Annotated in this window: 28 protein-coding genes; 14 read left to right on the forward strand and 14 right to left on the reverse strand. The window is 57.5% G+C overall.

Annotated elements, in window-relative coordinates:
• Window positions 1–11 precede the first annotated feature (11 nt).
• Window positions 12–644, forward strand: a complete 633-nt coding sequence (locus D9K61_RS06115) for a hypothetical protein (RefSeq protein ID WP_120632360.1) — start codon at window positions 12–14, stop codon at window positions 642–644.
• On the opposite strand, the gene D9K61_RS06120 is transcribed toward D9K61_RS06115, so the two are convergent.
• Together D9K61_RS06120 and D9K61_RS06125 are read right to left on the reverse strand one after the other, a co-directional pair.
• Window positions 633–965 (reverse strand): AzlD domain-containing protein, encoded by a 333-nt coding sequence (locus D9K61_RS06120; protein ID WP_120632361.1) that lies wholly within the window; start codon window positions 963–965, stop codon window positions 633–635. The two genes, D9K61_RS06115 and D9K61_RS06120, sit on opposite strands and share 12 nt — an antisense overlap.
• Window positions 962–1,672: an AzlC family ABC transporter permease gene (locus D9K61_RS06125; RefSeq protein ID WP_120632362.1), complete on the reverse strand. Its 711-nt coding sequence runs from the start codon at window positions 1,670–1,672 to the stop codon at window positions 962–964. The genes D9K61_RS06120 and D9K61_RS06125 overlap by 4 nt, the downstream gene beginning before the upstream one ends.
• On the opposite strand from D9K61_RS06125, the gene D9K61_RS06130 reads away from it, so the two are divergent.
• Genes D9K61_RS06130 through D9K61_RS06155 form a run of 6 tightly spaced genes read left to right on the forward strand, consistent with a single transcriptional unit; the run spans window position 1,671 to window position 7,482 of the window.
• Window positions 1,671–2,618 (forward strand): formate dehydrogenase accessory sulfurtransferase FdhD, encoded by a 948-nt coding sequence (locus D9K61_RS06130; protein WP_120632363.1) that lies wholly within the window; start codon window positions 1,671–1,673, stop codon window positions 2,616–2,618. The two genes, D9K61_RS06125 and D9K61_RS06130, sit on opposite strands and share 2 nt — an antisense overlap.
• A gap of 6 nt (window positions 2,619–2,624) precedes the next feature.
• Window positions 2,625–3,635: an AEC family transporter gene (locus tag D9K61_RS06135; protein ID WP_120632364.1), complete on the forward strand. Its 1,011-nt coding sequence runs from the start codon at window positions 2,625–2,627 to the stop codon at window positions 3,633–3,635.
• A 58-nt stretch (window positions 3,636–3,693) separates the two neighbouring features.
• Entirely contained in the window at window positions 3,694–4,338 is a 645-nt protein-coding gene (gene mobA / locus D9K61_RS06140) for a molybdenum cofactor guanylyltransferase MobA (RefSeq protein WP_120632365.1), read from the forward strand.
• Window positions 4,335–4,826 carry a molybdopterin-guanine dinucleotide biosynthesis protein B gene (gene mobB / locus D9K61_RS06145; RefSeq protein WP_120632366.1) on the forward strand — a complete coding sequence of 164 codons (492 nt, stop codon included), beginning with the start codon at window positions 4,335–4,337 and terminating at the stop codon, window positions 4,824–4,826. Before mobA ends, mobB begins: the two co-directional genes overlap by 4 nt.
• Window positions 4,823–6,892 (forward strand): gephyrin-like molybdotransferase Glp, encoded by a 2,070-nt coding sequence (gene glp / locus D9K61_RS06150; RefSeq protein ID WP_371688456.1) that lies wholly within the window; start codon window positions 4,823–4,825, stop codon window positions 6,890–6,892. The genes mobB and glp overlap by 4 nt, the downstream gene beginning before the upstream one ends.
• Window positions 6,889–7,482 (forward strand): GNAT family N-acetyltransferase, encoded by a 594-nt coding sequence (locus D9K61_RS06155; protein WP_371688457.1) that lies wholly within the window; start codon window positions 6,889–6,891, stop codon window positions 7,480–7,482. Before glp ends, D9K61_RS06155 begins: the two co-directional genes overlap by 4 nt.
• On the opposite strand, the gene D9K61_RS06160 is transcribed toward D9K61_RS06155, so the two are convergent.
• From D9K61_RS06160 to D9K61_RS06170, 3 genes are all read right to left on the reverse strand, one after another.
• Window positions 7,479–8,474 (reverse strand): hypothetical protein, encoded by a 996-nt coding sequence (locus D9K61_RS06160; RefSeq protein ID WP_120632367.1) that lies wholly within the window; start codon window positions 8,472–8,474, stop codon window positions 7,479–7,481. The two genes, D9K61_RS06155 and D9K61_RS06160, sit on opposite strands and share 4 nt — an antisense overlap.
• Before the next feature lie 14 nt (window positions 8,475–8,488).
• Window positions 8,489–8,959, reverse strand: a complete 471-nt coding sequence (gene greA / locus D9K61_RS06165; RefSeq protein ID WP_120632368.1) for a transcription elongation factor GreA — start codon at window positions 8,957–8,959, stop codon at window positions 8,489–8,491.
• Window positions 8,960–9,193: 234 nt separating this feature from the next.
• The gene (locus tag D9K61_RS06170) at window positions 9,194–9,574 is read right to left on the reverse strand and encodes a VOC family protein (protein ID WP_120632369.1); all 381 of its coding nucleotides are present in this window, start codon (window positions 9,572–9,574) and stop codon (window positions 9,194–9,196) included.
• 88 nt (window positions 9,575–9,662) lie between these two features.
• On the opposite strand from D9K61_RS06170, the gene soxR reads away from it, so the two are divergent.
• The 4 genes from soxR (at window position 9,663) to D9K61_RS06190 (ending at window position 14,531) form a co-directional block, all read left to right on the forward strand.
• On the forward strand, window positions 9,663–10,118 hold the full coding sequence (gene soxR / locus D9K61_RS06175) for a redox-sensitive transcriptional activator SoxR (RefSeq protein WP_120632370.1): 456 nt from the start codon (window positions 9,663–9,665) through the stop codon (window positions 10,116–10,118).
• 137 nt (window positions 10,119–10,255) lie between these two features.
• Window positions 10,256–11,902, forward strand: coding sequence for an electron transfer flavoprotein-ubiquinone oxidoreductase (locus tag D9K61_RS06180; RefSeq protein WP_120632371.1), 1,647 nt, complete (start codon window positions 10,256–10,258; stop codon window positions 11,900–11,902).
• A 102-nt stretch (window positions 11,903–12,004) separates the two neighbouring features.
• Complete coding sequence (locus tag D9K61_RS06185; RefSeq protein WP_371688458.1) at window positions 12,005–13,720, forward strand: tetratricopeptide repeat protein; 1,716 nt, start codon at window positions 12,005–12,007, stop codon at window positions 13,718–13,720.
• On the forward strand, window positions 13,710–14,531 hold the full coding sequence (locus D9K61_RS06190) for a 4-(cytidine 5'-diphospho)-2-C-methyl-D-erythritol kinase (RefSeq protein ID WP_120632372.1): 822 nt from the start codon (window positions 13,710–13,712) through the stop codon (window positions 14,529–14,531). Before D9K61_RS06185 ends, D9K61_RS06190 begins: the two co-directional genes overlap by 11 nt.
• Here D9K61_RS06190 and D9K61_RS06195 read toward each other — a convergent pair.
• Entirely contained in the window at window positions 14,524–15,522 is a 999-nt protein-coding gene (locus D9K61_RS06195; RefSeq protein WP_120632373.1) for a polyprenyl synthetase family protein, read from the reverse strand. The two genes, D9K61_RS06190 and D9K61_RS06195, sit on opposite strands and share 8 nt — an antisense overlap.
• A gap of 56 nt (window positions 15,523–15,578) precedes the next feature.
• Between D9K61_RS06195 and D9K61_RS06200 the strand changes: the two genes are divergently transcribed.
• From D9K61_RS06200 to D9K61_RS06210, 3 genes are all read left to right on the forward strand, one after another.
• Window positions 15,579–15,794 carry a DUF2007 domain-containing protein gene (locus tag D9K61_RS06200; protein WP_120632374.1) on the forward strand — a complete coding sequence of 72 codons (216 nt, stop codon included), beginning with the start codon at window positions 15,579–15,581 and terminating at the stop codon, window positions 15,792–15,794.
• On the forward strand, window positions 15,791–16,555 hold the full coding sequence (locus D9K61_RS06205; protein ID WP_120632375.1) for a tRNA1(Val) (adenine(37)-N6)-methyltransferase: 765 nt from the start codon (window positions 15,791–15,793) through the stop codon (window positions 16,553–16,555). The genes D9K61_RS06200 and D9K61_RS06205 overlap by 4 nt, the downstream gene beginning before the upstream one ends.
• A gap of 131 nt (window positions 16,556–16,686) precedes the next feature.
• On the forward strand, window positions 16,687–16,851 hold the full coding sequence (locus D9K61_RS06210; protein ID WP_120632376.1) for a YdcH family protein: 165 nt from the start codon (window positions 16,687–16,689) through the stop codon (window positions 16,849–16,851).
• Here D9K61_RS06210 and D9K61_RS06215 read toward each other — a convergent pair.
• From D9K61_RS06215 to D9K61_RS06250, 8 genes are all read right to left on the reverse strand, one after another.
• Entirely contained in the window at window positions 16,848–17,714 is an 867-nt protein-coding gene (locus tag D9K61_RS06215) for a DMT family transporter (RefSeq protein WP_120632377.1), read from the reverse strand. The genes D9K61_RS06210 and D9K61_RS06215 overlap by 4 nt on opposite strands.
• Window positions 17,711–18,658, reverse strand: coding sequence for a transcriptional regulator GcvA (locus D9K61_RS06220; protein ID WP_120632378.1), 948 nt, complete (start codon window positions 18,656–18,658; stop codon window positions 17,711–17,713). Before D9K61_RS06220 ends, D9K61_RS06215 begins: the two co-directional genes overlap by 4 nt.
• Window positions 18,659–18,961: 303 nt before the next feature.
• Entirely contained in the window at window positions 18,962–19,684 is a 723-nt protein-coding gene (gene phbB / locus D9K61_RS06225; RefSeq protein WP_120632379.1) for an acetoacetyl-CoA reductase, read from the reverse strand.
• Window positions 19,685–19,870: 186 nt separating this feature from the next.
• On the reverse strand, window positions 19,871–21,046 hold the full coding sequence (locus tag D9K61_RS06230) for an acetyl-CoA C-acetyltransferase (protein ID WP_120632380.1): 1,176 nt from the start codon (window positions 21,044–21,046) through the stop codon (window positions 19,871–19,873).
• A gap of 195 nt (window positions 21,047–21,241) precedes the next feature.
• Window positions 21,242–22,075, reverse strand: coding sequence for an EAL domain-containing protein (locus D9K61_RS06235; RefSeq protein WP_120632381.1), 834 nt, complete (start codon window positions 22,073–22,075; stop codon window positions 21,242–21,244).
• A gap of 98 nt (window positions 22,076–22,173) precedes the next feature.
• Window positions 22,174–22,353, reverse strand: a complete 180-nt coding sequence (locus D9K61_RS06240) for a hypothetical protein (protein WP_120632382.1) — start codon at window positions 22,351–22,353, stop codon at window positions 22,174–22,176.
• Between the two features lie 93 nt (window positions 22,354–22,446).
• A complete protein-coding gene (locus D9K61_RS06245) occupies window positions 22,447–23,418 on the reverse strand; it encodes a sterol desaturase family protein (RefSeq protein ID WP_120632383.1) in 972 nt (323 codons plus the stop codon).
• Entirely contained in the window at window positions 23,415–23,801 is a 387-nt protein-coding gene (locus D9K61_RS06250; RefSeq protein ID WP_120632384.1) for a hypothetical protein, read from the reverse strand. Before D9K61_RS06250 ends, D9K61_RS06245 begins: the two co-directional genes overlap by 4 nt.
• Window positions 23,802–23,913 lie beyond the last annotated feature (112 nt).

Below are 23,913 nucleotides of genomic sequence, written 5' to 3' on the forward strand. Positions count from 1 at the left end.
CGGGGGCGGCTGTGTTCAGGATTTTGATTGTCTGCCTGCTGGCAGCTACAGTGGCAGGTTGCGCCAGCTCCAACCGGCCACAAGCGGATCAGGCCGAGGTTGTGGCCCGGTCGTACCGCGACCCCGGCCCATCGACACTGACGCTTTATACGATGATCAACACGCGCACCGGGTCCGGGGCGCACACGTCTTTGATGATCGGCGGCAGTGAGCGGGTTATCTTTGACCCTGCAGGGTCGTTCCGGGCCGATGTCGTGCCGGTTGTCGATGATGTGCTCTATGGAATTACTCCGGCCGTGGAACGGGCCTATCGCAGCTCGCATGCCCGTGAAACGCACTATGCCCGTATCCAGACGATCCAAGTTACGCCTCAGCAGGCTGAGATTGCACTTCAATTGGCCAAACAGAGTGGTCCGGTCGCAGGCGCGTATTGTGCAAACTCGACCGCCAGCATCCTGAAGCAGGTGCCTGGGTTCGAACAGATTGACGTCACCTTTTTTCCGGTCAAGCTCTCGGAACAATTCGGCCAGATACCGGGCGTTGTCACGGAAGAGTACCGCGAGAACGATGATGCGGATCTGCAGGCAGGTCTTGCTGCTAACAATGCACGCCTCAATCAACTAAACGCGACTTCAACCCAATAAATACAGCAACCCATAGAGCGTGCCGGCGCCAGTGAAGATCGCGGCCAGCACATTTTTGGTGATTAGCCCTATCGCCAGTGTCACGGCGGCAGCAGCCATTCGCGCCACGTCGGGCTGACCTTCAGTGGCTGATGGCCAAACGACCAACGGGGCGATCAGGGCAGGCAGAATTGCCACCGCTGTGTACCGCAGATGGCGCAACAGCCAGGGCGGCATGGGGCGATCACCGACAAAACCGATAAAGGCAAAACGCAAGGCGAAACTGCCAATTGCCAGCCCGATGATGATGAACCAAATGGTTGGCGCGTCGATTTGTGTCATGCTTTCCGACGCTCCATCATGACCTCAGCCTGTGCACCTGCCATCATACCTGCGGCACCCGCAATCAGCAGGCCGAGGTTGAACGGGACCCCGACCGTCAATATCGCTACCGCAATGGCGACAATCGCAGCAATCACATGCGCCAAGGTGCGCATCATCGGCCCGACCATGGCCAGAAACGTAATTGGCAAGGCAAAATCCAGCGCCCAGCTGTCCGGGATCTGAGTTCCGAGTACAGCCCCGAGATATGTCGCAAAAATCCATAAGGGTGTGATCGGAGTGACCGAGCCAAAAAAGTAGGCCATGCGCTGGGATAGCGCCATCTCAGGCTCTTTTTCGAACTGGACAATCGAGCAGGCATAGGATTGGTCCACCGTCAGATAGGCCGCACATGCCCTCTGCCACAACGGGGCGCGCCCAAGGTAGGGGGTCAGAGATGCGGAATACATCGCCACACGCAGGTTCACCGCCAGTGCCGAGGCCAACACAATCGCGGTCGGTGTTTGTTCCTGCAGCAGTTGCAACGCAGTGAATTGCGCGGCACCCGCAAAAACCGTGGCGGAAAAGGCAAGGACCTGGACGATGTTCAACCCGGCTTCGGTCGCAAACACGCCAAACAGGGTGCCGAAGGGAACTGCGACGAATACAAAGGGTGCCCCATCGCGAAAACCCTTCCAGAAGTATGACTTGGGTGTGGTGATTGCCATGGCTAAATCCTATGGTGATGCCAGCAGCAGTAGCCGTCTTGGGAAAGGGTTGCAATTGGCCACGGAACTGGATGTCACGGATTACATAATCGCCCCGGACCCAGGTGCACCGCGCCTGACCCGAGCGGTCGAAGGGGTGGATCAGAACGGGGATCTCAGTCAGATCTCGGTGGTCGAAGAACGGCCGCTGACGATTTACCTCAATTCGCAGGAAATTGTCACGGCGATGACCATTGGCGACTATCCCGAATACCTTGCGCTGGGGTTTCTGCGCAATCAGGGGATGCTGCTATCAGATGATGAGATCACGCGTGTCGACTATGACGACGATCTGGAAACCGTGGTGGTGCGCACTGCGCGCGAAACTTCATATGAAGACAAGCTGAAGAAAAAAACACGCACCAGCGGCTGCGCTGTAGGGACGGTGTTCGGTGATATGATGGAGGGGTTGGAGGACGTGCGCCTGCCACAGGTCACGGTCCGGACCTCGTGGCTTTATGAGCTGGCGTCCAAGATCAACCGCACCCCGTCGCTATATCTTGAGGCGGGGGCGATCCATGGCACGATCTTGTGCCGGGAAAATCGGCCGCTCGTTTACATGGAAGATGTCGGGCGCCACAACGCGGTGGACAAGATAGCGGGTTGGATGCGGTCTGTGGACGAGGCGCCAGAGGATAAGATTCTCTACACCACCGGTCGTTTGACATCCGAGATGGTGATCAAAACCGCGATGATGGGCATCCCGGTTCTGGCGTCGCGATCCGGATTCACGGCATGGGGCGTTGAAATCGCACGCGAGGTCGGTCTGACCCTGATCGGCCGAATGCGAGGACAGAGGTTTGTGTGTCTTGCGGGTGAGGATCGTCTGGTCCGCGACGTAGACCCGGCGAGCGTAGCGGTAGAGGACAAAAAACACCGCAGGAAAAGCGCCTCGGGAACAGCATAGAAACGCATGGCTGGTTCGGCGACCGAACTGGTGACTGAAATCGATTTTGGAGGCAGTATTTTTTTGGAGTTTGTCAGCCTGATCGCGCCGGTGTTTGGTGTCATTGCCACCGGCTACCTGTTCTCGCTTGCCAAGATTTTTGATGAGAAACTGGCGGATGTGCTGGTGCAATTTGCTGTTTATGTCCTGATCCCAGCCCTTCTGTTCATGCTGATCGGGCAAGAAGAGTTCAGCGAGCTTTTGAACTACGGATTTCTGATTGCCTTTGGCGGTGTGACGGCCGGATTGTTCGTCGTGCTCTACGTCTTGATCCGTCGTGCCACGGGATGGAGCGCAGGCGAAGCGACGATGCTGGCCTATCTGGCCATCGCCTCAAACGCGGGGTTGGTGGCTTTGCCGGTTCTGCACTCCTTGTTTGGCTCCAAGGGGTCGCTTCCGGCAGTAATCTCTATCGTCGTGATTGCGGTTTTGCTGTTTTTTGTCACGGTGATGCTGGAAAACGCGTCCTCGGCGCAGGAACAGAGCCGCGTTGGGCTGACAACACTGGTGTTCAACGCGCTCAAAAGCCCAATCATCTTGTCCGCTTTTCTGGGTGTTCTCTATTCGCTGACTGGGTTGGGGTTTTCGGACATCGTGGCCGACTATTTGCACATTCTGGGCCAAGGGCTGTCGGCTGTGGCCCTGTTTGCGATCGGCTTTGCAACGCGGCTTGGCGCGATCAGGAAAACCGGACTGTATGTCCTTGGTGTGTCTCTGATCAAACTGATCTTGCTGCCAGGTTTGGTGCTTGTTACCGCCGTTGCGTTGGGGATGACACCGCTGTGGATCATTGCCGCGACCGTGTCCGCCGCAGTCCCGACCGCGAAACATGCTTTCCTTTTGGCCAAGCACTACGACCAAAAATCAGAATTGGCGGCGCATTCGGTTTCGGTGACGTCGCTGCTTTCGATTGGCACGCTGGTTATGTGGTTGTTCATTCTGCATCACTTGTACCCATCAGCATTTCAGCTGAGCTGAATACACGTTATCGTGCCGGACGGGATTAAGGATGTGAACAATTGATCAGGGTCATCACATGAAACAGCCATTGGGCGTGATCCTCGCGGGCGGTCTGGCAACCCGGATGGGCGGTGGGGACAAGGGCCTGCTGCAGCTTGGCGGTAAAAGCCTCCTGGCCCATGTCGTCGATCGGCTTGGGTCACAAGTGGACGGTTTGGCGTTGAATGCCAATGGCGATCCTGCGCGTTTCGCAGGTTTGGATTTGCCAGTTCTTCCAGACACGATCGACGGGTTTGCCGGTCCCTTGGCTGGCGTTTTAGCAGGTTTGGACTGGGCTGCCGAGGAAGGGGCCGACTGCATTGTCACCGCGGCTGCAGATACTCCGTTTTTCCCTCGTGATCTGGTGGCGCGCCTGCTGCAAGCAGCCGAGGGTCAGTCGCAGCCCCTTGTTCTCGCAACAACCCCCCGGACCGGGGACAATACGTTGAAGTCCGGCGGTGGAAAGCGGATCAACCGGCACCCTACTTTTGGTTTGTGGCCCGTTGCCTTGCGCGATGATTTAAGGATCGGGCTTAAAGATGGCCTGCGCAAAGTGGTATTGTGGACCGACAAACATAACGGGCGCGAGGCGCTTTTTTCTGCCGAGCCTTTTGATCCCTTCTTCAACGTTAACACGCCAGACGATCTGAACCGGGCCAAAGACCTGCTGGAGCGGGCATGAAGCTTTATGGTGTCACCGGTTGGAAAAACGCCGGCAAAACCGGATTGATGGAGCGTCTGGTGGCCGAGATCACCGGGCGCGGCTTTACCGTTTCAACCGTCAAACACGCCCACCATTCTTTTGACGTAGACCAGCCCGGTCGCGACAGCCAACGCCACCGCGTGGCTGGTGCGCATGAGGTGCTATTGGCCTCAGGCCAGCGTGTCGCGCTGATGCAAGAGCTGCGGGGTGCACCCGAACCAACACTGGGTTCGCTACTGGCCCGGCTCTCTCCGGTCGATCTGGTTTTGATCGAGGGCTATAAGCGCGAGCCTCACCCCAAGATCGAGGCATTCCGGGCCGAACCGGGCAACGCTCTGATCGCCACCGATGACGACACGATCCGTGCTGTTGCCAGCGACACGCCGTTGGACCTGGACAGGCCGGTTTTTGACCTGAATGACACATGTCGGATTGCGGATTTCATTTTAAGTGAGGTAGGTTTGTGACTCTGTTCCAGAGCTTTGTGATGGTGGATTGGTCCGGTGGAAACGATACCGGACCACGCCCTCGCAAGGATGCGATCTGGGTTTGCGTAGCGCGTAACGGTCAATCAGAGGACCCTGTGTATTTGCGCAACCGGAAGGTCGCGGAGGACTGGCTGAGCCGTTTTATCCGAACCGAGCGTGCTGCTGATCGGCGTGTATTCATAGGGTTCGACTTTCCATTCAGTTACCCCTCGGGCTTTGCAAAAGCGATCACTGGGACAGATGATCCCCTTGCCCTGTGGGAGTGGCTGGAAGCACATATCGAAGATACCCCAACGACCAACAATCGCTTTGATTTGGCCGGCCAGATCAACACGCAGTTCGGCGGCAAAGGCCCGTTCTGGATGAATGGCCTGCGTCGGGACATTGACGGGCTGCCGCGCACCAAAGCAGGTTATCAGAACCCCTTTCCGGACCGCCGAAAGGTCGAAGATCTAGCCAGAGGCAGCTTTACATGCTGGCAACTGGCCGGTGCAGGCGCTGTTGGGGGCCAGGTGATGATGGGTCTGCCGGTATTGCATCGATTGCGGAACCTGTTCGACGGGCAGGTCTCAGTCTGGCCATTCGAGCAGCTTGATAAACCGGTCGCGTTTGTCGAAATCTGGCCGTCGCTGACCCTTGGTGGAGCACCAGAGGGGCGGATCAAGGATGCGTGGCAGGTCGAGCAGGTCGCGCTGAGCCTGTCACAATTGACAGATCAGGAATTGATGGGCCAATTGGATGTCTCTGCCGCAGAGGAAGGTTGGATTTTGGGCGTACCTCAGGACAAGTCGAAGATCGTGCCACCGCCATTGCGAAACGACTGTTTCGCATTGCCTGCCGGTGTCGCCTGGACGCCGGTTGATGAGGCACTGGCCTTGTTGCAGGACCGGTTGCGCCCGGTCACGTCCTCTCAGCCTGTGTCGCTGCCTCAGGCGATGGGACGGATTCTGGCTGCAGATGTGATTGCGCACAGGTCAAACCCGCCACAACCCAACACAGCCGTGGATGGCTATGGCTTCGCTGGGCCTATCCCCGAGGGCACGTGCGTCATGCCGTTGGCCCCCGGGCGCTCGGCAGCCGGCATTCCGTTTGCTGGAGAAGTCCCGGCAGGGAGCGCCTTGCGTGTGCTGACAGGGGCCGCACTGCCAAAGGGTGTGGACACGGTTATTCTGGAAGAGGATGTAACGGTTCAGGTTGGTCAGATTGCGTTTCACGGCCCGATGAAACATGGCGCCAATACAAGGCGCGCAGGCGAGGATGTGGTGGAAGGCGACGTGGCCCTGCGTGCAGGGCGCAAAGTCACACCTGCTGATTTGGCGCTGATGTCAGCGGTTGGAGTGTCCGATGTCTTGGTGCGCCACCCATTGCGCGTGGCAGTTCTGTCCACCGGAGATGAACTGGTTGAGCCGGGTGCCAGCGCTGGGCCGGGACAGATTTTCGACGCCAACCGCCCGATGTTGTTGTCGCTGATTGATCGGATGGGATTTATCCCAGTTGATATGGGGCGTGTTTCGGATGATCGCGACCAACTGCGGGCCCGTTTGGATCAGGCAGCGGGCCAGGCGGATGTCGTTCTGACCAGCGGCGGGGCGTCCGCAGGCGATGAAGACCATGTGTCGGCCCTGTTGCGGCAGGCCGGGGCAATGCAGGAATGGCGGATCGCGCTTAAGCCGGGACGCCCACTTGCGCTGGGCATGTGGTCGGGAAAGCCGGTTTTCGGCTTGCCCGGCAATCCGGTCGCAGCACTGGTTTGCACGTTGATCTTTGCCCGCCCAGCGCTGTGCCTAATGTCTGGGCAGGGCTGGGCGAAACCACAAGGTTTCGACGTTCCCGCAGCTTTTGAAAAACGTAAAAAGCCGGGGCGACGGGAATACCTGCGCGCGCGCATTCGCGCGGGTCAGGTTGAGGTTTTTCATTCAGAAGGGTCAGGCCGTATCAGTGGGCTCAGCTGGGCCGAAGGCCTGGTTGAAATCGAAGATGGCGAACGTCATATCAAACCCGGCGACTTGGTGCGCTTCATCCCATATGGGAGCTTTGGGCTGTGACAATTGCAATTTCACGTGGATTCAGCGCGGTTGAAAGACCTCAGGCCGCGGCCCTGTTCTGGCAGGCCTTTGCGGCGAAGTTGAACCGGGTCATGGGGCCAGACGACAAAGGGCTGGCATTTTTCGAAACCGTATTGAACCCCGACTTCGCGCTTGTGGCCCGTGACCCGGATGGGCAGATGCTGGGCCTTGCCGGGTTTAAAACAAAAGAGGGTGGTCTTGCTGGGGGCAGCATGACCGATCTTGCCCGCGTTTACGGGTGGTTTGGTGCGATCTGGCGCGGCTTGGTCCTGAGCGTTCTGGAGCGGGACCTGCAACCCGGCGTATTTCAGATGGACGGTATCTTCGTGGCGGCAGAGGCGCGCGGGCAGGGTGTTGGAACAGCACTGTTGGCTGCCATCAAGGCCGAGGCGCATCAGTCAGGAATGACCGAAGTACAGCTGGACGTGATCGATACCAACCCGCGCGCCAAGGCCCTATACGAAAGAGAAGGGTTCCAGGCCGTGGGTCAGGAAGAGACTGGGCCGTTCAAGCACATATTCGGGTTCAACAGCGCCACCAAGATGTGCTGGGTGGTTGCCCCCGACTAGTCAAACGTGCCCGCCACGCGTCCAAGCAACATGAATGCACGCGCAGTTCTGGTTTCACCCAATGCCGTCAGTTCGGCATCAGTGGCGATAGATTCGAACTCAACAATCATATTGTCGAAACGGCGCAGAAAGTGATGTGCGGCATCTCGGAAAATCGGATCCTGTTTCATCCGAGCGGCCGTCAGAGCCAAAGAAGAACGATCCCGAATACCGCCCAACGCGGCGACCGAACGACCGCGTGAGCCTTGCGCAAACTGGCGCCAGACCTCTGGTCGCGCCATATCGGGGCGCAGGTCGTCCATATAAATGCCTTCCTGACTAAGCAGTGTCAGCACATCCTGCGAGGCTTGCACCAATTGCGCGGTCTTACGATCCTTCAGCGCAACCCTAAGGGCGTCGAACCCTTCGGTATCGTCCTGCGTTTCTGGAAAGTTCAGGGCTCTGACGAAAACATCGGTGGTCAGTGGCGGCGCGATTTCTTCTGCCGAGATGCCAAGTTCCAGCGAGGTCTGATCGCCGGTACTGGCATGTTTCATTGCAACTTTCGCTGGCGCACTGCGCTTGGATGAGAATGTCGCCAATGCATCTTCGGTCTTCTTTGCGGTTTCGGCAATTTCGTCCAGCTTTTTGCTGACCGTCGGTTCATATGTGCTGGCGGCACGCTGTTGTTGGATGACATAGGCATTGCGGATCGCGTCGATCGCTGTTTGCAACCTGGCGCTCTCCTCGCGCATGATCCGACTGGCGCGCATGGCCATGGCGGCAACCCAGATCATCGCCACAGGCATGAACACTGCCAGAAAGGTCACGATCAGGCTGCTGCCCTGTTCCTGATCTGGCATAACCAGAAAAACAACGGACACCACCAGCCAGATCAGGCTAAGCACAAATGCTGCTATTTCGATTCCGGTCACGGACGGCACGCGTGGGCGGTCGTAGATGCCCAGCGAGGTTGGTCGTTCGGATTCCGGATCAGGTTTTGACCCTGACATGACGTGCGCTCCGGTCAGGCGTATGAAATGCTCAGGACTTCATAAGACCGTACGCCGCCCGGGGTACGGACCTCGACGCTGTCGCCTTCGTCCTTGCCAATCAGGGCGCGGGCGATCGGCGATTTGATGTTCAGCAGACCGGCTTCGATATTGGCCTCGTATTCACCAACGATCTGCCAGGTCTTTTCCTCATCCGTATCTTCATCGACCAATGTAACCTTGGCACCGAACTTGATCGCGCCGGACAGCTTGGCGGGATCGATCACATCGGCCAGCGACAGAATGCCTTCAAGCTCTTTGATGCGACCCTCGATAAATCCCTGCTTTTCGCGGGCCGAGTGGTATTCGGCGTTTTCCTTGAGGTCCCCAAGTTCCCGTGCCGTCGCAATCGCTTCGATAATCGCAGGGCGCTCGACGGATTTGAGGTTTTTAAGCTCGGCCCCGAGCGCGGCATTGCCCGAAGGCGTCATTGGGATCTTTTCCATACTCTACTTGTCCACGCAAAAATTGAGTCGCCCCGCCGCACAAAAGCGTCGGGGCGAAGGATAGGTTGGCGAATACCTGACCCAAATGGCGCGTGAATTGCAAGAGGGCAAAGGCCGCGAGGCGCTGGATTCGCGACTTAGCGCCGTCTCGGGGGTGATGGAGACCGCCTGTGGCGTTGCCCCAGAAGCTCACCCCGTCGCCACCGATGCGCGTCGGCTCCAAGCCACAACATCTCAATCATATTGGACAACTTCGAACTCTATGCCGTTGTCGTCATCGAAGTAGAACCGCTTGCCCGGCTCGTAGTCGGCATGATTGTGAGGGTCGAACCCGGCGTCCCGAACTTTGGCTTCGGTGGCGTCGATGTCTTCCACCAAAACGCCCACATGATTCAGCCCGCCGACGATGTCATAGCTGCTTTCCCCGGCAGGCTTTGGATCGGATGGGGCATAGAGTGCCAGATAGGTGTGGGCACTGCCGACATGCACGGTGTATCCGCCCGCGATGGCAGCGCCTTCCCAGCGGGTCTTCCAGCCAAAGACCTTTTCCATCCAAGCTGCAGATGCTTTTGGATCGCGTACGGTGAAGTTGGTGTGTTCAAGTGTCGCCATCATGGTGTCTCCTTTTCAACTTTTTGCCTTGCTTCGACTCATCGTAATTTCTAAACCTAACTTTAGGTCAAGATATTTTTTTGAGGATGTGATGGCTGTTTCTGAGGGTCTGGCAATTGGTGCATTGGCGCAGCGTACGGGGTTGGCGGTTTCCGCCATCAGGTATTACGAGGCGCAGGGGTTGGTCTCGCCCTGGCGCAACGCCGGTGGACAGCGCCGGTATCAGCGGGCCGATATTCGGCGCCTGAGTTTTGTCATGATCGCCCAGCAATTCGGATTAACGCTGCCCGAAATACGAGAGGTTCTTTCCGGCCTGCCCGGGAAACGAACTCCAACGCCGAAAGACTGGAAAGACATCAGTGTCAGCTTACGTTCCCATCTGGATCAGCGAATCGACACCTTGCTGCGATTGCGCGACAATTTGGATGGCTGCATTGGCTGTGGATGCTTGAGCCTGCCAAAATGCGCTCTCTACAACCCCGATGATCGGGCTAAGTCCAATGGAAGTGGCCCCAGATATCTGTTGGGAGACGCGCCAGAGGCATAAACTGCCGTAATGCGACTTTGTTACGCCGTGTTTTGATTGACCAATGTCTTTTACAACGGGTAATCAGCCGTGAAACAAAATTGCGCAGACCATGCGGTGAGAGCGCCAATTCGGAAAAGTTAGCTAGGGAGCCCGCGATGGCCGAGATTGAACGCGAAGCGATGGAATATGATGTGGTGGTCGTGGGCGCAGGTCCAGCAGGTCTGTCCGCCGCCATCCGTCTGAAACAGCTGGACGCTGATCTGAATGTCGTGGTGCTGGAAAAAGGCTCTGAGGTCGGTGCACATATCCTCTCTGGCGCAGTGCTGGATCCCTGTGGTCTGGATGCGTTGATCCCGGACTGGAAGGAAAAGGGCGCGCCGCTGAATGTGCCGGTGCACGAGGACAACTTCTATCTGCTGGGTGAGGCAGGCAAGATCCGTATCCCGAACTTCCCGATGCCGCCTCTGATGAACAACCACGGCAATTACATCGTCTCGATGGGCAATGTATGCCGCTGGATGGCTGAACAGGCCGAGGAACTGGGCGTTGAGATTTTCCCGGGCATGGCGTGCTCCGAACTGGTTTACGGCGACAACGGCGAGGTCAAAGGCGTTGTTGCCGGTGTCTTTGGTCTGGAAGCCGACGGCTCTTACGGTCCCAACACCGAACCCGGTATGGAGTTGCACGGTAAATACGTCTTCCTATCCGAAGGTGTGCGCGGATCGCTGTCCAAGGAAGTCATCGCCAAATACGACCTGTCTGCCGGCAAAGAAGTGCAGAAATACGGCGTCGGCATGAAAGAGATCTGGGAGATTGACCCGGCAAAGCACAAGGAAGGCTCGGTCACGCACACCATGGGCTGGCCCTTGGGCGGCAACGCAGGCGGTGGATCGTTCATTTACCATCTTGAAAACAATCAGGTCTATGTCGGGTTTGTGGTGCACCTGAACTACAAGAACCCGCACCTGTACCCCTACATGGAATTCCAGCGCTTCAAGCACCACCCGATGGTGGCCGAGCTGCTGAAAGGTGGTAAACGCGTGGCTTATGGGGCCCGTGCGATCACCGAAGGCGGCTATCAGTCGATGCCTAAGCTGGTCGCGCCGGGCGTGGCCCTGCTGGGCTGTTCGGCAGGCATGGTCAATGTGCCGCGCATCAAGGGCAACCACAACGCGATGCTGTCAGGCAAAGCGGCGGCTGAGGCCGCTTTCGACGCGATCAAGGCCGAGCGTTCGGGTGATGAGCTGACAGTCTATGAAACCGATGTGCGCGACGGCGCCATCGGCAAGGACCTGAAAAAGGTGCGGAACGTCAAGCCGATGTGGTCGAAATGGGGCCTGTTCCCGTCGCTGGCACTGGGCGGTCTGGACATGTGGACCAACACTCTGGGCTTTTCGTTGTTTGGCACCATGGGTCACGGTAAGAACGATGCCGAGGCGACAGAAGAGGCTAGCAAGCATCAGCCGATCGACTACCCAAAACCCGATGGCACACTGTCCTTTGATCGTCTGACCAACGTGTCCTTTGCGATGACGAACCATGAGGAAAGCCAGCCCTGCCACCTGCACCTGTCCGATCCTGAACTCCCGGTCAAGGTCAACATGCCCAAATTTGACGAACCGGCGCAGCGATATTGTCCGGCGGGGGTCTATGAAATGGTCGAGGATGAAGATGGTCCACGATTCGTGATCAACTTCCAGAATTGCGTGCATTGCAAAACCTGCGACATCAAGGATCCCAGCCAGAACATCACATGGACCACGCCGCAAGGTGGCGATGGGCCAAACTACCCGAATATGTAAGCGAAAATACGGGCACTGGCAGGGTCGTGAAGGCTCTGCCATTGCCTCTTCCTGACCAAAGCCCTAGCTTGACTGTCAGTCAAATGACAACAAGGCAGCATTTTGGTGGTTTCCCTGGTTCGTCGCACGGTGTTGGCCGTGCTGCTCTCTTCGACAGTCGCAATGCCGGTTATTGCAGATACGGGTTCCGGATCCTATCTGGCTGGCCGTCAAGCGATTTACGAGAATGATTACTCGGCTGCCGAACAATACTATGCTCAGGCGCTGAAATTCGATCCGCAAAATGAACTTTTGCTGGAAAGCGTTGTCGTTGCCCGCCTTGCGCTGGGCGAGATCGAGCGTGCATTGCCGATTGCCGAGACGATCGAGGGTGCGAAGCTGCCAAGCCAGGCTGCGCGAATGGTGATCTCGGCCAATCTGGTTGCAGATGGGCAATTGGATGACCTGCTGGCCCGTGACCCAGAAACACAAGGGGCTGGCCCTCTGGTTGATGGGTTGATGACTGCATGGGCCTATTTGGGTCAGGGTGAGATGACCAAGGCGATGGAACAGTTTGACACTGTTTCGACGCAAGAAGGTCTGAAGGAATTTGCCCTCTATCACAAAGCGATGGCGCTGGCCTCAATTGGTGATTTTGAAGGATCCGAGGCGGTGTTCGGAGCCAATGATGGCGTCGTCGCGCAGTTTTCGCGCCGCGCTGCTTTGGCTCGTGCCGAAGTGCTGTCTCAGTTGGACCGCGATGAGGATGCGATCGAGTTCCTGAACAACGTATTTGCAGCAGGCAGTGACCCGTCGATCGAGAATTATCTGGCGCGGTTGGGCGCCGGAGAGACTTTGCCGTTCACCCATGTCCGATCCGCGCAGGATGGCCTGGCCGAGATTTTCTTCTCTGTTGGCGCCGCACTGAATTCAGAGGCGTCACCTGACTATGTATTGTTGTATGCGCGTACGGCAAACTTCCTGCGCCCTGGTCATGTCGACTCAATTTTGCTGAGCGCTGAGCTGCTGGATGAGTTGAACCAATACGACCTTGCGGTCGAAGCCTATCGCAGTGTGCCGACAGAAAGTAACGACTACCACGCTGCAGAACTGGGCAGGGCTGAAGTTTTGGGCCGTTCTGGAAAGATGGATGCAGCCGTTGAAGTTCTCCAAAATCTGGCCGCACGACAACCAGACCTGCCGAGTGTTCACGTTGCACTGGCGGATTTGGAACGGCGGCAGGAAAACTATGCGGCGGCAGTCAACTCCTACGACAGTGCTATTGCGCTGACCGACAGCGCATCTGCTGGCAACTGGTTTCTGCACTATGCCAGGGGCATATCGCACGAGCGCCTTAAGAATTGGGATCAGGCTGAGACCGATTTCCGCCGCGCGCTGGAGCTGAACCCGGATCAACCGCAAGTGCTGAATTATCTGGGCTATTCATTGGTTGAACGGCAAGAAAAGTTGGACGAGGCGCTGGGCATGATCGAACGCGCTGTCGCGGCCCGACCCGACAGCGGGTACATAGTCGACAGCCTCGGATGGGTTCTGTTCCGCCTTGGGCGCTATGACGAAGCCGTTGAGCACATGGAGCGTGCAGTTGAGCTGATGCCAGTTGATCCCGTGGTCAATGACCATCTGGGTGATGTGTATTGGGCCGTCGGTCGAGGGCGCGAGGCCGAGTTTCAGTGGAAACGCGCGTTGTCTTTCGTCGACCCCGAGGACACCGATGGTGAGGCTGACCCGGACCGTATTCGCCGCAAGCTGGAGGTTGGTCTGGACGTGGTGCTGGCTGAAGAAGGCGCGGAACCTCTGAAGGTCGCAAATGGCAATTAAGGCCTTCGCGCCTGCCAAAATCAACCTGACCCTGCATGTGACCGGCCAGCGAGACGATGGCTATCATCTTCTGGATTCGCTGGTGGTTTTTGCGGATGTCGGCGATCAACTGGAATTCACACCGGGACCAAATCTCTCACTGGATGTAACTGGCGAACATGCCGAAGGCGTGCCCGCCGACAATCGCAATCTGGTTTGGCGGGCGGCTGAGGCCGTCGGTTGGACGGGGCGTATCCATCTGAACAAGGTGCTACCGCATGGCGGTGGTATCGGCGGTGGGTCCTCAGATGCGGCGGCCGTTTTGCGGATGGTTGCTAAGCAAGGGGGCGAAGTACCGAAAAACGTACCCTTATCCATTGGGGCCGATGTTCCTGTCTGCATGATGGCTATGGCCGCTCGGATGGAAGGGATTGGCGATCGGGTCACACCCGTAGCCATGCCTCAGTTCTATGCAGTGTTGGTTAATCCCGGCGTCGAAGTGCCGACGGGCGCTGTCTTCGATGCGATGAAGAAGCGCCGGAACCCCCCCATGCCTGTCGACATTCCGGATTTTGAGGCACCTGATGTTTGTGCCGAATGGCTGCGCGCGCAGCGGAACGATCTGCAAGATCCTGCGGTGGAACTGGCCCCCAAGATAGGGCGCGTTTTGGAGGAATTGAGCGCAACCCGAGACGCGTTGCTGGCGCGCATGTCGGGTTCAGGGTCGACGTGTTTCGCCCTTTACCCGTCGATGAACGCCGCGCATTTTGCCGCTTACGAGATCGGCGCGGCACATCCTGAATGGTGGTGCCGCGCGACGCAGCTCAATTGAGGCGCGAGACGACGTAGTCCGCCAGATCGCGCAGAAGGGTGCGAATCTCGTGATCAGGTAAAACATCCAATGCAGATTTGGCCTTGGCCGCCCAACCGAGAGCATCCGAACGGGTTGCTTCCAGGGTGTGGTAGTGGTTCATCAACGCCAGTGCGTGGTCCAGATCACCGTCCTGCTGGCGACCTTTCGCGATTGTGCGATCCCAAAAGGCGCGCTCGTCAGACGTGGCCTGTGCAATGGCCTTGATCACCGGCAGGGTCAGCTTGCGTTCGTGGAAATCATCGCCGACGTTTTTTCCGGTCGCCTTGCTGTCGCCCTGATAGTCCAGCAAATCATCGGCAATCTGAAAAGCAATCCCCAACGCATCGCCATAGTCGAAAAGCGCTTGGACCTGCTGTTCCGAAGCGCCGGCAATCACGCCACCCACTTCGGTCGCGGCTGAAAACAACGCGGCGGTCTTGCCGCGCACAACCTGCAGATACACGCTCTCATCCGTGCCTAGGTCGGCGGCTGCAGTCATTTGCAGCACCTCGCCCTCGGCAATCGTGGCGGAGGCATTGGCGAGGATGTCCAGAACACGCAGGGAGCCGGTCTCAACCATCAATTGGAAGCTGCGGGAAAACAGGTAGTCGCCCACCAATACGCTTGATTTATTGTCCCACAGCAAATTCGCCGTGGGCCGCCCGCGCCGTTGGGCGCTTTCGTCCACCACATCATCGTGCAGCAGGGTGGCGGTATGGATGAATTCGACCGTGGCGGCCAGACGCACGTGATGCTCGCCCGAATAGTCAAACATCCGGGCCGCAGCGAGGGTTAGCATCGGGCGCAGGCGCTTGCCTCCGGCCTCGACCAGATGCGCTGTCACCTCGGGAATCCGTGGGGCATGTTCCGACGCCATGCGGGTGCGGATCAGCGTGTTGACCGCCTCCATATCACCGCTCAGAATTTCGGCGAGCCGCTCATGCGGTTTCGAGATCGTGCTGACGTTCATCACACTCCTGATACAAGGCTCGACTTCTGCCTCGCCTTGCCCTTACATCCATCCCCATGAAAGAACTATTGCGCAGCACCGATCCGACAATCCTGGCTTTTGCATCCGCTCTTCTTGAAGGCGAGGATATAGACTGCTTTCAGATGGACGTAAATATGAGCATCCTCGAAGGAGGCATCGGAATCTTCCCGCGTCGCCTTATGGTCCGTACGGATGATTTAACGCGGGCCGAACGTGTCATGCGCGACAATGAGATACCGTTAGGGCGATGACCCGGTTCAAAGACAGTGATCTGACGTGCAACGCCTTTCTGGGCGGGCAGGTACAGCTGTTGCAGCCTTTGTCAGGCTACCGCGCCGGTGTTGATCCTGTTCTGCTGGCAGCATCTGTACCCGCCCAACCCGGACAGTCTGTTCTCGAGTTGGGTTGCGGGGCCGGGGCCGCCATTCTGTGCCTTGCAGCGCGAATCCCGGGATTGCGATTGACCGGAGTTGAGTTGCAGCCACCCTATGCCGATCTGGCCCGTCGAAATGCCGATCAGAACCGGATTCAACTGGACGTCGTCGAGGCTGATTTGAACGCCTTACCGGAAGATCTCCGGAACCGGATGTTCGACCACGTGATCGCAAATCCGCCCTACTATCGCCCGGGGGCACATAGCCCTGCGTCAGACTCAGGACGAAGTATTGCATTGGGTGAGAAGACACCGCTGATGGATTGGATAGCGGTTGCGGCCAAAAGGCTCGCCCCGCGAGGTTACCTGCATATGATCCAAAAAGCGGAACGCCTGCCCGATGTTCTGTCAGCCTGTGCAAGCAGGTTGGGCTCCGTCGAAGTTTTGCCGCTGTGCGCGCGCACCGGTCGCGAGGCTGAACTGGTCGTCATGCGCGCGCGCAAAGGGGGTGGCGCGGCGTTTCGGTTGCATGCCCCGTTGATTCTGCACGAGGGCGACCGGCACATGAAAGATGGCGACAGCTATACGCCCGAAGTTTCGGCTGTATTGCGCGCGGGTGCGGCGCTTCCCCGGTTTTAGCAGCAATAAGCAATGACCAGCCGATTTTGTCGGATTTATTACAGATTCTGTGCGTCTGCGGCGTGACAGGCTGGATATGATGTGATCAACTTCTTACGTATCACTCAGACACGTAAAGAAGGAGGATCGCCATGAGCGTGAGCGCACATCTGACGGAACTGAAGAAGAAGCACGAAACTCTCGGTCACGAAGTGGAACAGGCCCAACGCTCGCCAGGTATCGATGATCTCCATGTCGCCCAGCTCAAGAAACAAAAGCTAAAGTTGAAAGAAGAGATCGAACGCCTGTCTGCTTAAGGGCGCAGGCTGGCGCGTGCCGCAATCACGGCACCACCAGTGATCAACAGAGCTGCGATCGCCAGCCCCCAGGTCGGGGCGGCGATCCCTGCCACCACCAAGACCAGCGTAGACAAAAGTGGAGCCGCATATGATGCGGTTCCTAGAATTTGAATATCGCCACGCTTGACCCCGATATCCCAGACATAAAACGCCAGCCCGACCGGCCCCAGACCCAGCGCAAGCACTGAAATCCAACTGATTGTGGTCGTGGGCCAAACGGTTTCTTCTATTGCCAGATGCAGCACTGCAGATGCAATTGCCGCTGCGATACAAAACACGGCAACAGAACTGGTGGGTGTATCACCCAGACGACGGGACAGAACCGAATAGCCAGACCAGGTCAGCGCGCACAGTAGTGCCAAAGCATATCCAGGAACGTGTTGGGTCTGAAAACCAGCGCTGCCGCCACCGCTAATGATGACAGCGGCCCCGATAAAGCCAAGGCTTGCACCAATCAAATGGCCGAGGCGAAGGTGTTCGCCGGGCAACAGGCCGGAAAACAAAACGATCAACAATGGCCAGAGATACGCGATTAGCCCGGCTTCGGCTGCGGGCGCCATGCGCAGCGCCGAAAAATACAGGGCGTGATAGCCAAGCAATCCCAAGGCGCCGAATAGGTAAGTTGTCCAGCGCACTTGCCTCAACTGGCTGAAGCCGCCCGAGAGCCAGGTCCAGATCAGGCCAAGCGTTCCGCCTATGGAAAAGCAGATTGTGTTCAGCAGCAGCGGCGGTGTGGGCGCAGAGCCAACTGTGAACAATGCCAGTAGGGCCCATAGCAAAACAGCGCCAAAACCAATTGATGTTGCGCGCATTCTGGTCACTGCCCGGGCACCTCTTCTATCGGGATGATTTTGAATGCATCCGATATATGCGCGGTCTTTTCAATCTCGGTTATGAACCAGTCCCGGAATGCCGCGATCTGAGGTCGCTGCTCTGCGCCGGGCAGGCACAAAAAGCGGAAACGCCCCTTTGTTTCAATTGCAAGTTTAAACGGTGCGACCAGCCGTCCTTCGGAAAGGTCTTTCAATATCATGGCGCGGCGACCCAAAGCGACACCGACCCCAGCAACAGCCGCATCGATCGCATGATCCGCATTCGAGAAATATGCGCCATGGGTTGGGACAAAATCCACCCCGGCTGCCCGGAACCACGCAGGCCAATCACAGGGCGGCTTAAGGAAGCTGATCGACTCATCGTGAATCAGAGGTGCGTCCTTTAAGCTCTCTGGTGTTGTGAATTGTTCGGCCAGTTCCGGCGTCATAACCGGTGTCAGCCATTCCTTTCGAACTGGCACCGAGTAAAGGTCGTTATCCTGCCCATAGCCAAATCGAATGGCCACATCCACATCGTCCCGTTCCAGATCCATAATGCGCAATGTTGCCGAGAATTTCAGGTCGATTTCCGGATGCGCGCGCGCGAATTCATACAGGCGCGGAGCGAGCCATTTGGCTGTCAACGCAGGGCCGGCTGTCACTGTCAGGCTGTTGTCATCCTCTTGTCGCCGTGCCGTACGCCAAGCCGCTTGCAGGGCCGCAAACCCTTCGGCGGCACCAGGGGCCAACGCCTGACCTGCCTCGGTCAGTTCAACGGCGCGATTGAGGCGGCGGAACAGGGGGCGGCCCAGATGCTCCTCTAGCGATTTTATTTGAAACGATAGGGCTGCCGGCGTGACGTGTAGCTCGGCTGCCGCTTTTGCAAACGACATATGGCGTGCTGCCGCGTCAAAGGCGCGTAAAGCGGTTAGAGGGGGCAGATAGTCACTCATTTTATGGTCAAGAATTTCTTACCTGAATGATCGAATAAGCTCGTTTGTTTGCCTTGAATTAAAGGCGCATACTCAGGGCAGGTCAAACGAAACTGATCTGAAGGGAACTTTGCCATGATCGAGGTCATAACCAACCCCGCAGCGGCCCGCGCCTATCAGCGGGCCCATCTTGAGCGTTCCAAGGCTGTTACCAATGCGTTGAGCTGGTTGTTCGGTTCCCGCTGAACGCAGCGCGCGCGTTCTTACGGGATACAAGAAGGGCCGGTCCAGAAGGACCGGCCCAGTTCGTTAATAGTTTGCTTTCTAGGCGAAGAATTGTGCGCCGTTGGCGGAAATCGTGGAGCCATTGATGAACTGAGAATCGTCCGAGGCTAAGAACGCCACACAACGTGCGATTTCCTCAGGTTCACCCAAGCGGCCCGCGGGGATTTGGCCGATGATAGATTCGCGCACTTTCTCGGGCACGGCCATGACCATTTCAGTCGCGATATAGCCCGGACAGATCGCGTTCGCAGTGATACCGGCGCGCGCGCCTTCCTGCGCCAGCGACTTGACGATACCCAGATCGCCCGCTTTGGTGGCCGCATAGTTCGTCTGAGCAAACTGGCCTTTCTGTCCGTTGATCGAACTGATGACGATTACACGACCAAACTTCCGCTCACGCATGCCGGGCCAGATCGGGTGCACAGTGTTGAAGACGCCGGTCAGGTTGGTGTCAATCACCTGATGCCATTGTTCCGGGGTCATCTTGTGGAACGGCGCGTCACGGGTGATGCCAGCGTTGGCCACAACGATATCGATCGGGCCAACTTCAGCCTCGACTTTCTCGATGCCTGCCTTCGATTCATCATAGTCGGCGACGTTCCATTTGTAAGTGGCGATGCCGGTTTCTTCTGTAAACTTCGCCGCGGCTTCGTCATTCCCCGCATAGGTGGCTGCAACATTGCATCCTTCGGCCTTGAGCGCCTTGGAAATTGCTGCGCCGATGCCGCGAGAGCCGCCGGTGACGAGTGCTGTACGTGCCATTTAGGAATCCTCCAAATTTAATCGCCTTGGTAATGCTGTTACTCTGCGAGAGAGCTGTGCGCAATATTGTTTCGTCCAGATTGCTTTCTTTCTGTTCGTCAATATTGTCGCATGCAAGTGATAGAATTGAATTGTAACAAAAAGGGGCGCCGACAGGGCGCCCCTTGTACGTTTTTGTCAGCGCAATTAGTCGCGCTCCACGCACAGGGCGACGCCCATGCCGCCACCGATACACAGGGTCGCGAGACCCTTTTTCGCATCGCGGCGTTTCATTTCGAACAACAGCGTGTTCAGGACACGGCAACCGGATGCGCCGATCGGGTGCCCAATTGCGATGGCGCCACCGTTGACGTTCACGATTGATGGATCCCAGCCCATATCCTTGTTCACGGCACAGGCCTGCGCTGCGAAGGCTTCATTGGCTTCGACCAAATCCAGATCGTCAACCGACCAGCCTGCCTTTTCCAGCGCCTTGCGCGACGCGTAGATCGGGCCAACGCCCATGATCGATGGGTCCAAACCAGCGGTGGCGTAAGACGCGATACGTGCCAAAGGCTCAATCCCGCGCTTTTCGGCGTTTTCGGCCGACATTAGCAGGGTGGCCGCGGCGCCATCATTCAGACCGGATGCGTTAGCGGCTGTGACCGAACCGTCCTTGGCGAAAGCGGGACGCAGCTTGGCCATGGCCTCCATGGTTGCGCCGTGACGGATGTATTCATCCTTATCCATCACAATATCGCCCTTACGGGTCTTGATGATGAACGGAATGATTTCGTCGGCGAATTTGCCAGCCTTCTGCGCGGCCTCGGCTTTGTTTTGCGACGCAACAGCGAATTCGTCCTGTGTATCGCGGTTGATCTGCCATTTCTCGGCAACATTTTCGGCGGTCTGACCCATGTGATAGCCGTTGAAGGCATCCCACAGACCGTCACGGATCATCGTATCAATGTACTTCATGTCACCCATCTTGTGACCGGCGCGCATCGCTGCGGCATGGGGTGACAATGACATGTTCTCTTGTCCACCGGCGGCCACGATATCGGCGTCACCCAGTTGGATGTGCTGAGCGCCCAATGCGACAGCGCGCAGACCCGAGCCGCAGACCTGGTTGATACCCCAAGCGGCGCTTTCCTGCGGCAAGCCGGCGTTGATATGCGCCTGACGCGCGGGGTTCTGGCCCTGAGCGGCGGTCAGCACCTGGCCCATGATGGTTTCGCTTACTTCACCTTTGTCGATCCCGGCGCGTTCGACGACTGCTTCCAGGACGGCAGCGCCCAGATCGTGTGCAGGGGTGGTCGCAAACGAACCGCTAAAGCTGCCGACACCTGTGCGTGCGGCGGATGCGATTACTACGTTGGTCATAAAATCAGTCCTTTACCGTCATGGTCCTGTGGGAAATCTGACGGCGCAGGTGGCAGAGAGGCTCTCTCCCGGTATCAGAGCGCCTCATGATCCCCCGCTCCAGCACTCTCTGCCATAGCGTAATGCTGCACGCGCAGCAACGGACAGCTTGTCTCAGCAGTGTTGGGGGCGATCTGTCGCAACAGCGTTGTTCGGCTAAGTTCCTGTTTTTGACATTGTTTCCTGTTTCCAGGGCGGCGTGACCGATGGTGCACCAAACAGGAAGCCCTGCAGACAATCAACGCCGCTGGCGATCAGGAACTCTGCATCTTGTTGAGTTTCGACCGATTCGGCCGTTACCAGAATTTCGAACTCCCGAGCCACCGCGATCAAAGCGCGAACCAGCGCCTGATTGTCCGGGTTCTCGCTGATCCCCCGAATGAACTGCCCGTCGATCTTGGCGGCATCAAACAGGAATTCGCGAAAATGGCGAAAACTGAAATTACTGGCGCCGAAGTCGTCCAGTGCAAAAGCAATGCCGCGTTCCTGTAGGCGATCCATAAAGTCCACAACAAGTTCGGGGACTTGCATCGCTGAGCTTTCCGAGATCTCGAGGATCAAACGTTCGCCCACGCTTGCGTCCTTTTTCAGAAACCTGTCCAACACTCGGGACCAGCGGGCGTAACCGATTGATCGGGCCGACATGTTTATGGACAATCGGATGGCAGGATTTCGACCAAGTGTGCGCAAACCCATTTCCAGCGCGACGCAATCCAGTTCCCGCCCAATCGGTGTGTTTTCGACCTGAGGCATGAAGTCCCGCGCGGGAATGGCGCGACCGGTTTCGTCAAGGACGCGAATAAAGCCTTCATAAAAGGCAACTCCACGTGGAGGATGTGCTTGCATGACGGGTTGAAACGCCAGCTTGCATTGCTTGTGTTTCACCGCATCCGTTGCCATCTGAACCACCGAGCGGTCCCTGGTCGAGACTGCAGCGTTCAACGGGCTTTCGGAGCCTTCGGGAAGATCTGCAAGCTTCTTGTCCCGCATGAGCAAGGGTTCCCTGTGTGACGCCGAACGTGGGTTCGTCACAGTTTCAGGGCAAACAGGTGAATCTGCAGTTAAGATTTTTCAGAAAATATGAGCGGTCAGCGTGCGGACTGCGCCAGCGTGGCTGCGGCCCCAACAACGGCCCCCATCGCGCCTAGAACCATCATTACAAAACCCAAGGCGATCAAAGCAGTCACAGCGGTGCCGATTGCAGCAATCATCGCCAGTACCAGACCCAAGAGCCCGATAACAGTTGATACGGTTGTTACGCGGTTCATTCTGGCCTCCGGAAACTCATACTCCACACATGACGCCCGATATGGGGCGTGAGGGCCGGATTACAAGGCTAATAGGCTTTGCTCGCGAAGTCGTCAGGCCTGTTTCGTCCGAGTACTAGGCGGATTTTCGTCAAATTGCTCGAAACCGGGCGTTCCGCGATCATTCGGGTGCCTGTCCAGATGCTTTTTCTTGATCTGCTCCGAGCTGTCGCGACTGCCATCGTGACTGTAACCGGGCGGGGCAAAGCAATAGGCAAGTCGTTGGCGTATGGTCAGACCCGGCTGAGTCGCGTCGCGCCAAATGCCGACCCACTCGTGAAACGCCACGCGCAACGGGTTGAACGTGCCGATATTGTGGACCAGCCCATAGTCGACGCGGTCATCTTCCTGCTCAGGCACGAAGGTTCCAAACATCTTGTCCCAGATGATGAAGACACCCGCGTAGTTGCAATCCAGATAGCGCGCATTGCGTCCGTGATGGGCACGGTGATGACTGGGGGTGTTCATCACGGCCTCGAACCAGCGGGGCATTTTACCGATGGCTTCGGTGTGAATCCAGAACTGGTAGATCAGGTTCAGACCCCCGCAGAACAAAACCAAGGCCGGGTGGAACCCCAGCAAGATCAGCGGCGCGCGTACGACCATCATGAACGTAAAGGTATAGGTCCAGGTCTGCCGCAGCGCCGTAGTCAGGTTGTAGTGCTGCGAGCTGTGGTGGTTCACATGGCTGGCCCAGACCCAGCGGATACGATGACCGAACCGGTGAACCCAGTAATAGCGCAAATCGTCCAGGACAAAGCATAGAAGGATGATTGGGATCGACGTGCCCAGATTCAGGGGCGTGATCTGCCAGAGCCACATGAAAAACGCATAAGCGATGAAGCCTAACAGGAAGCCCGAGGCGATGTTTCCGGCCCCCATGATCAGCGAGGTCACCGCGTCGCGCGTTTCATAGCGTCCGCCTTTACCTTTGATTGCGATCCACACGAACTCGGCCAGAATGGCAGCGATGAAAAACGGGACGGCCCATTGGACGGCGTCGGGAAAACTCACTTGGTCGGTCATGCAGGCTCCATCAGATGTCGCCAGTGGGCGCATTCTGTTTCGTCAAGGCGGATGATCGTGCCGGGGGTTGCAAAATCGTGGAACTGAACCTCAAACCCATCCGGGTGTTCGATCCAGTCAAAATCCACCAGATGCCGCGCCACGGTGTCAGCACCAAAGGACCACAGCAGCCCCGGGCCCGTTTCCGTGCGTATCAGAGCCGAATGGCGATCATGGGACACCGTGACATCAATGATCGCGTCATCCGGCGCGTGACGCAGCCACTGATCCCGTGCGATATCAGCCGTCAACTCGCGCTGCGCGGACTTGCCGGTCAGATGCAGAAGCAGCGTGATCCCGGTGATTCCAACAACCACCAGAACCAGTAGAATTTCGAGCGGCATACCATCCTCCTGACGCAAAACTGCAAAGTCAGGACAGGTCTGTCAAAGGTGGCGTCGCGTCATGGCAGCTTGCAACTTCGTGCGGCCTAGCCACACAGCGATCCCGAAAGCG

The organism is Ruegeria sp. EL01 (assembly GCF_900313035.1).
Lineage (GTDB): Bacteria > Pseudomonadota > Alphaproteobacteria > Rhodobacterales > Rhodobacteraceae > Ruegeria.

Excerpts from the sequence above, each read along its gene's own strand:
- D9K61_RS06230 (WP_120632380.1), bottom strand. The coding sequence starts at position 21,046 with ATGACCAACGTAGTAATCGCATCCGCCGCACGCACAGGTGTCGGCAGC.
- D9K61_RS06180 (WP_120632371.1), top strand. The coding sequence starts at position 10,256 with ATGGCCGAGATTGAACGCGAAGCGATGGAATATGATGTGGTGGTCGTG.
- D9K61_RS06170 (WP_120632369.1), bottom strand. The coding sequence starts at position 9,574 with ATGATGGCGACACTTGAACACACCAACTTCACCGTACGCGATCCAAAA.
- mobB (WP_120632366.1), top strand. The coding sequence starts at position 4,335 with ATGAAGCTTTATGGTGTCACCGGTTGGAAAAACGCCGGCAAAACCGGA.
- D9K61_RS06125 (WP_120632362.1), bottom strand. The coding sequence starts at position 1,672 with ATGGCAATCACCACACCCAAGTCATACTTCTGGAAGGGTTTTCGCGAT.
- soxR (WP_120632370.1), top strand. The coding sequence starts at position 9,663 with ATGGCTGTTTCTGAGGGTCTGGCAATTGGTGCATTGGCGCAGCGTACG.
- D9K61_RS06210 (WP_120632376.1), top strand. The coding sequence starts at position 16,687 with ATGAGCGTGAGCGCACATCTGACGGAACTGAAGAAGAAGCACGAAACT.
- greA (WP_120632368.1), bottom strand. The coding sequence starts at position 8,959 with ATGGAAAAGATCCCAATGACGCCTTCGGGCAATGCCGCGCTCGGGGCC.
- D9K61_RS06120 (WP_120632361.1), bottom strand. The coding sequence starts at position 965 with ATGACACAAATCGACGCGCCAACCATTTGGTTCATCATCATCGGGCTG.
- D9K61_RS06200 (WP_120632374.1), top strand. The coding sequence starts at position 15,579 with ATGAAAGAACTATTGCGCAGCACCGATCCGACAATCCTGGCTTTTGCA.
- D9K61_RS06220 (WP_120632378.1), bottom strand. The coding sequence starts at position 18,658 with ATGAGTGACTATCTGCCCCCTCTAACCGCTTTACGCGCCTTTGACGCG.
- D9K61_RS06135 (WP_120632364.1), top strand. The coding sequence starts at position 2,625 with ATGGCTGGTTCGGCGACCGAACTGGTGACTGAAATCGATTTTGGAGGC.
- D9K61_RS06130 (WP_120632363.1), top strand. The coding sequence starts at position 1,671 with ATGGCTAAATCCTATGGTGATGCCAGCAGCAGTAGCCGTCTTGGGAAA.
- D9K61_RS06245 (WP_120632383.1), bottom strand. The coding sequence starts at position 23,418 with ATGACCGACCAAGTGAGTTTTCCCGACGCCGTCCAATGGGCCGTCCCG.
- D9K61_RS06190 (WP_120632372.1), top strand. The coding sequence starts at position 13,710 with ATGGCAATTAAGGCCTTCGCGCCTGCCAAAATCAACCTGACCCTGCAT.
- D9K61_RS06240 (WP_120632382.1), bottom strand. The coding sequence starts at position 22,353 with ATGAACCGCGTAACAACCGTATCAACTGTTATCGGGCTCTTGGGTCTG.
- mobA (WP_120632365.1), top strand. The coding sequence starts at position 3,694 with ATGAAACAGCCATTGGGCGTGATCCTCGCGGGCGGTCTGGCAACCCGG.
- D9K61_RS06160 (WP_120632367.1), bottom strand. The coding sequence starts at position 8,474 with ATGTCAGGGTCAAAACCTGATCCGGAATCCGAACGACCAACCTCGCTG.
- phbB (WP_120632379.1), bottom strand. The coding sequence starts at position 19,684 with ATGGCACGTACAGCACTCGTCACCGGCGGCTCTCGCGGCATCGGCGCA.
- D9K61_RS06250 (WP_120632384.1), bottom strand. The coding sequence starts at position 23,801 with ATGCCGCTCGAAATTCTACTGGTTCTGGTGGTTGTTGGAATCACCGGG.
- D9K61_RS06235 (WP_120632381.1), bottom strand. The coding sequence starts at position 22,075 with ATGCGGGACAAGAAGCTTGCAGATCTTCCCGAAGGCTCCGAAAGCCCG.
- D9K61_RS06205 (WP_120632375.1), top strand. The coding sequence starts at position 15,791 with ATGACCCGGTTCAAAGACAGTGATCTGACGTGCAACGCCTTTCTGGGC.
- D9K61_RS06195 (WP_120632373.1), bottom strand. The coding sequence starts at position 15,522 with ATGAACGTCAGCACGATCTCGAAACCGCATGAGCGGCTCGCCGAAATT.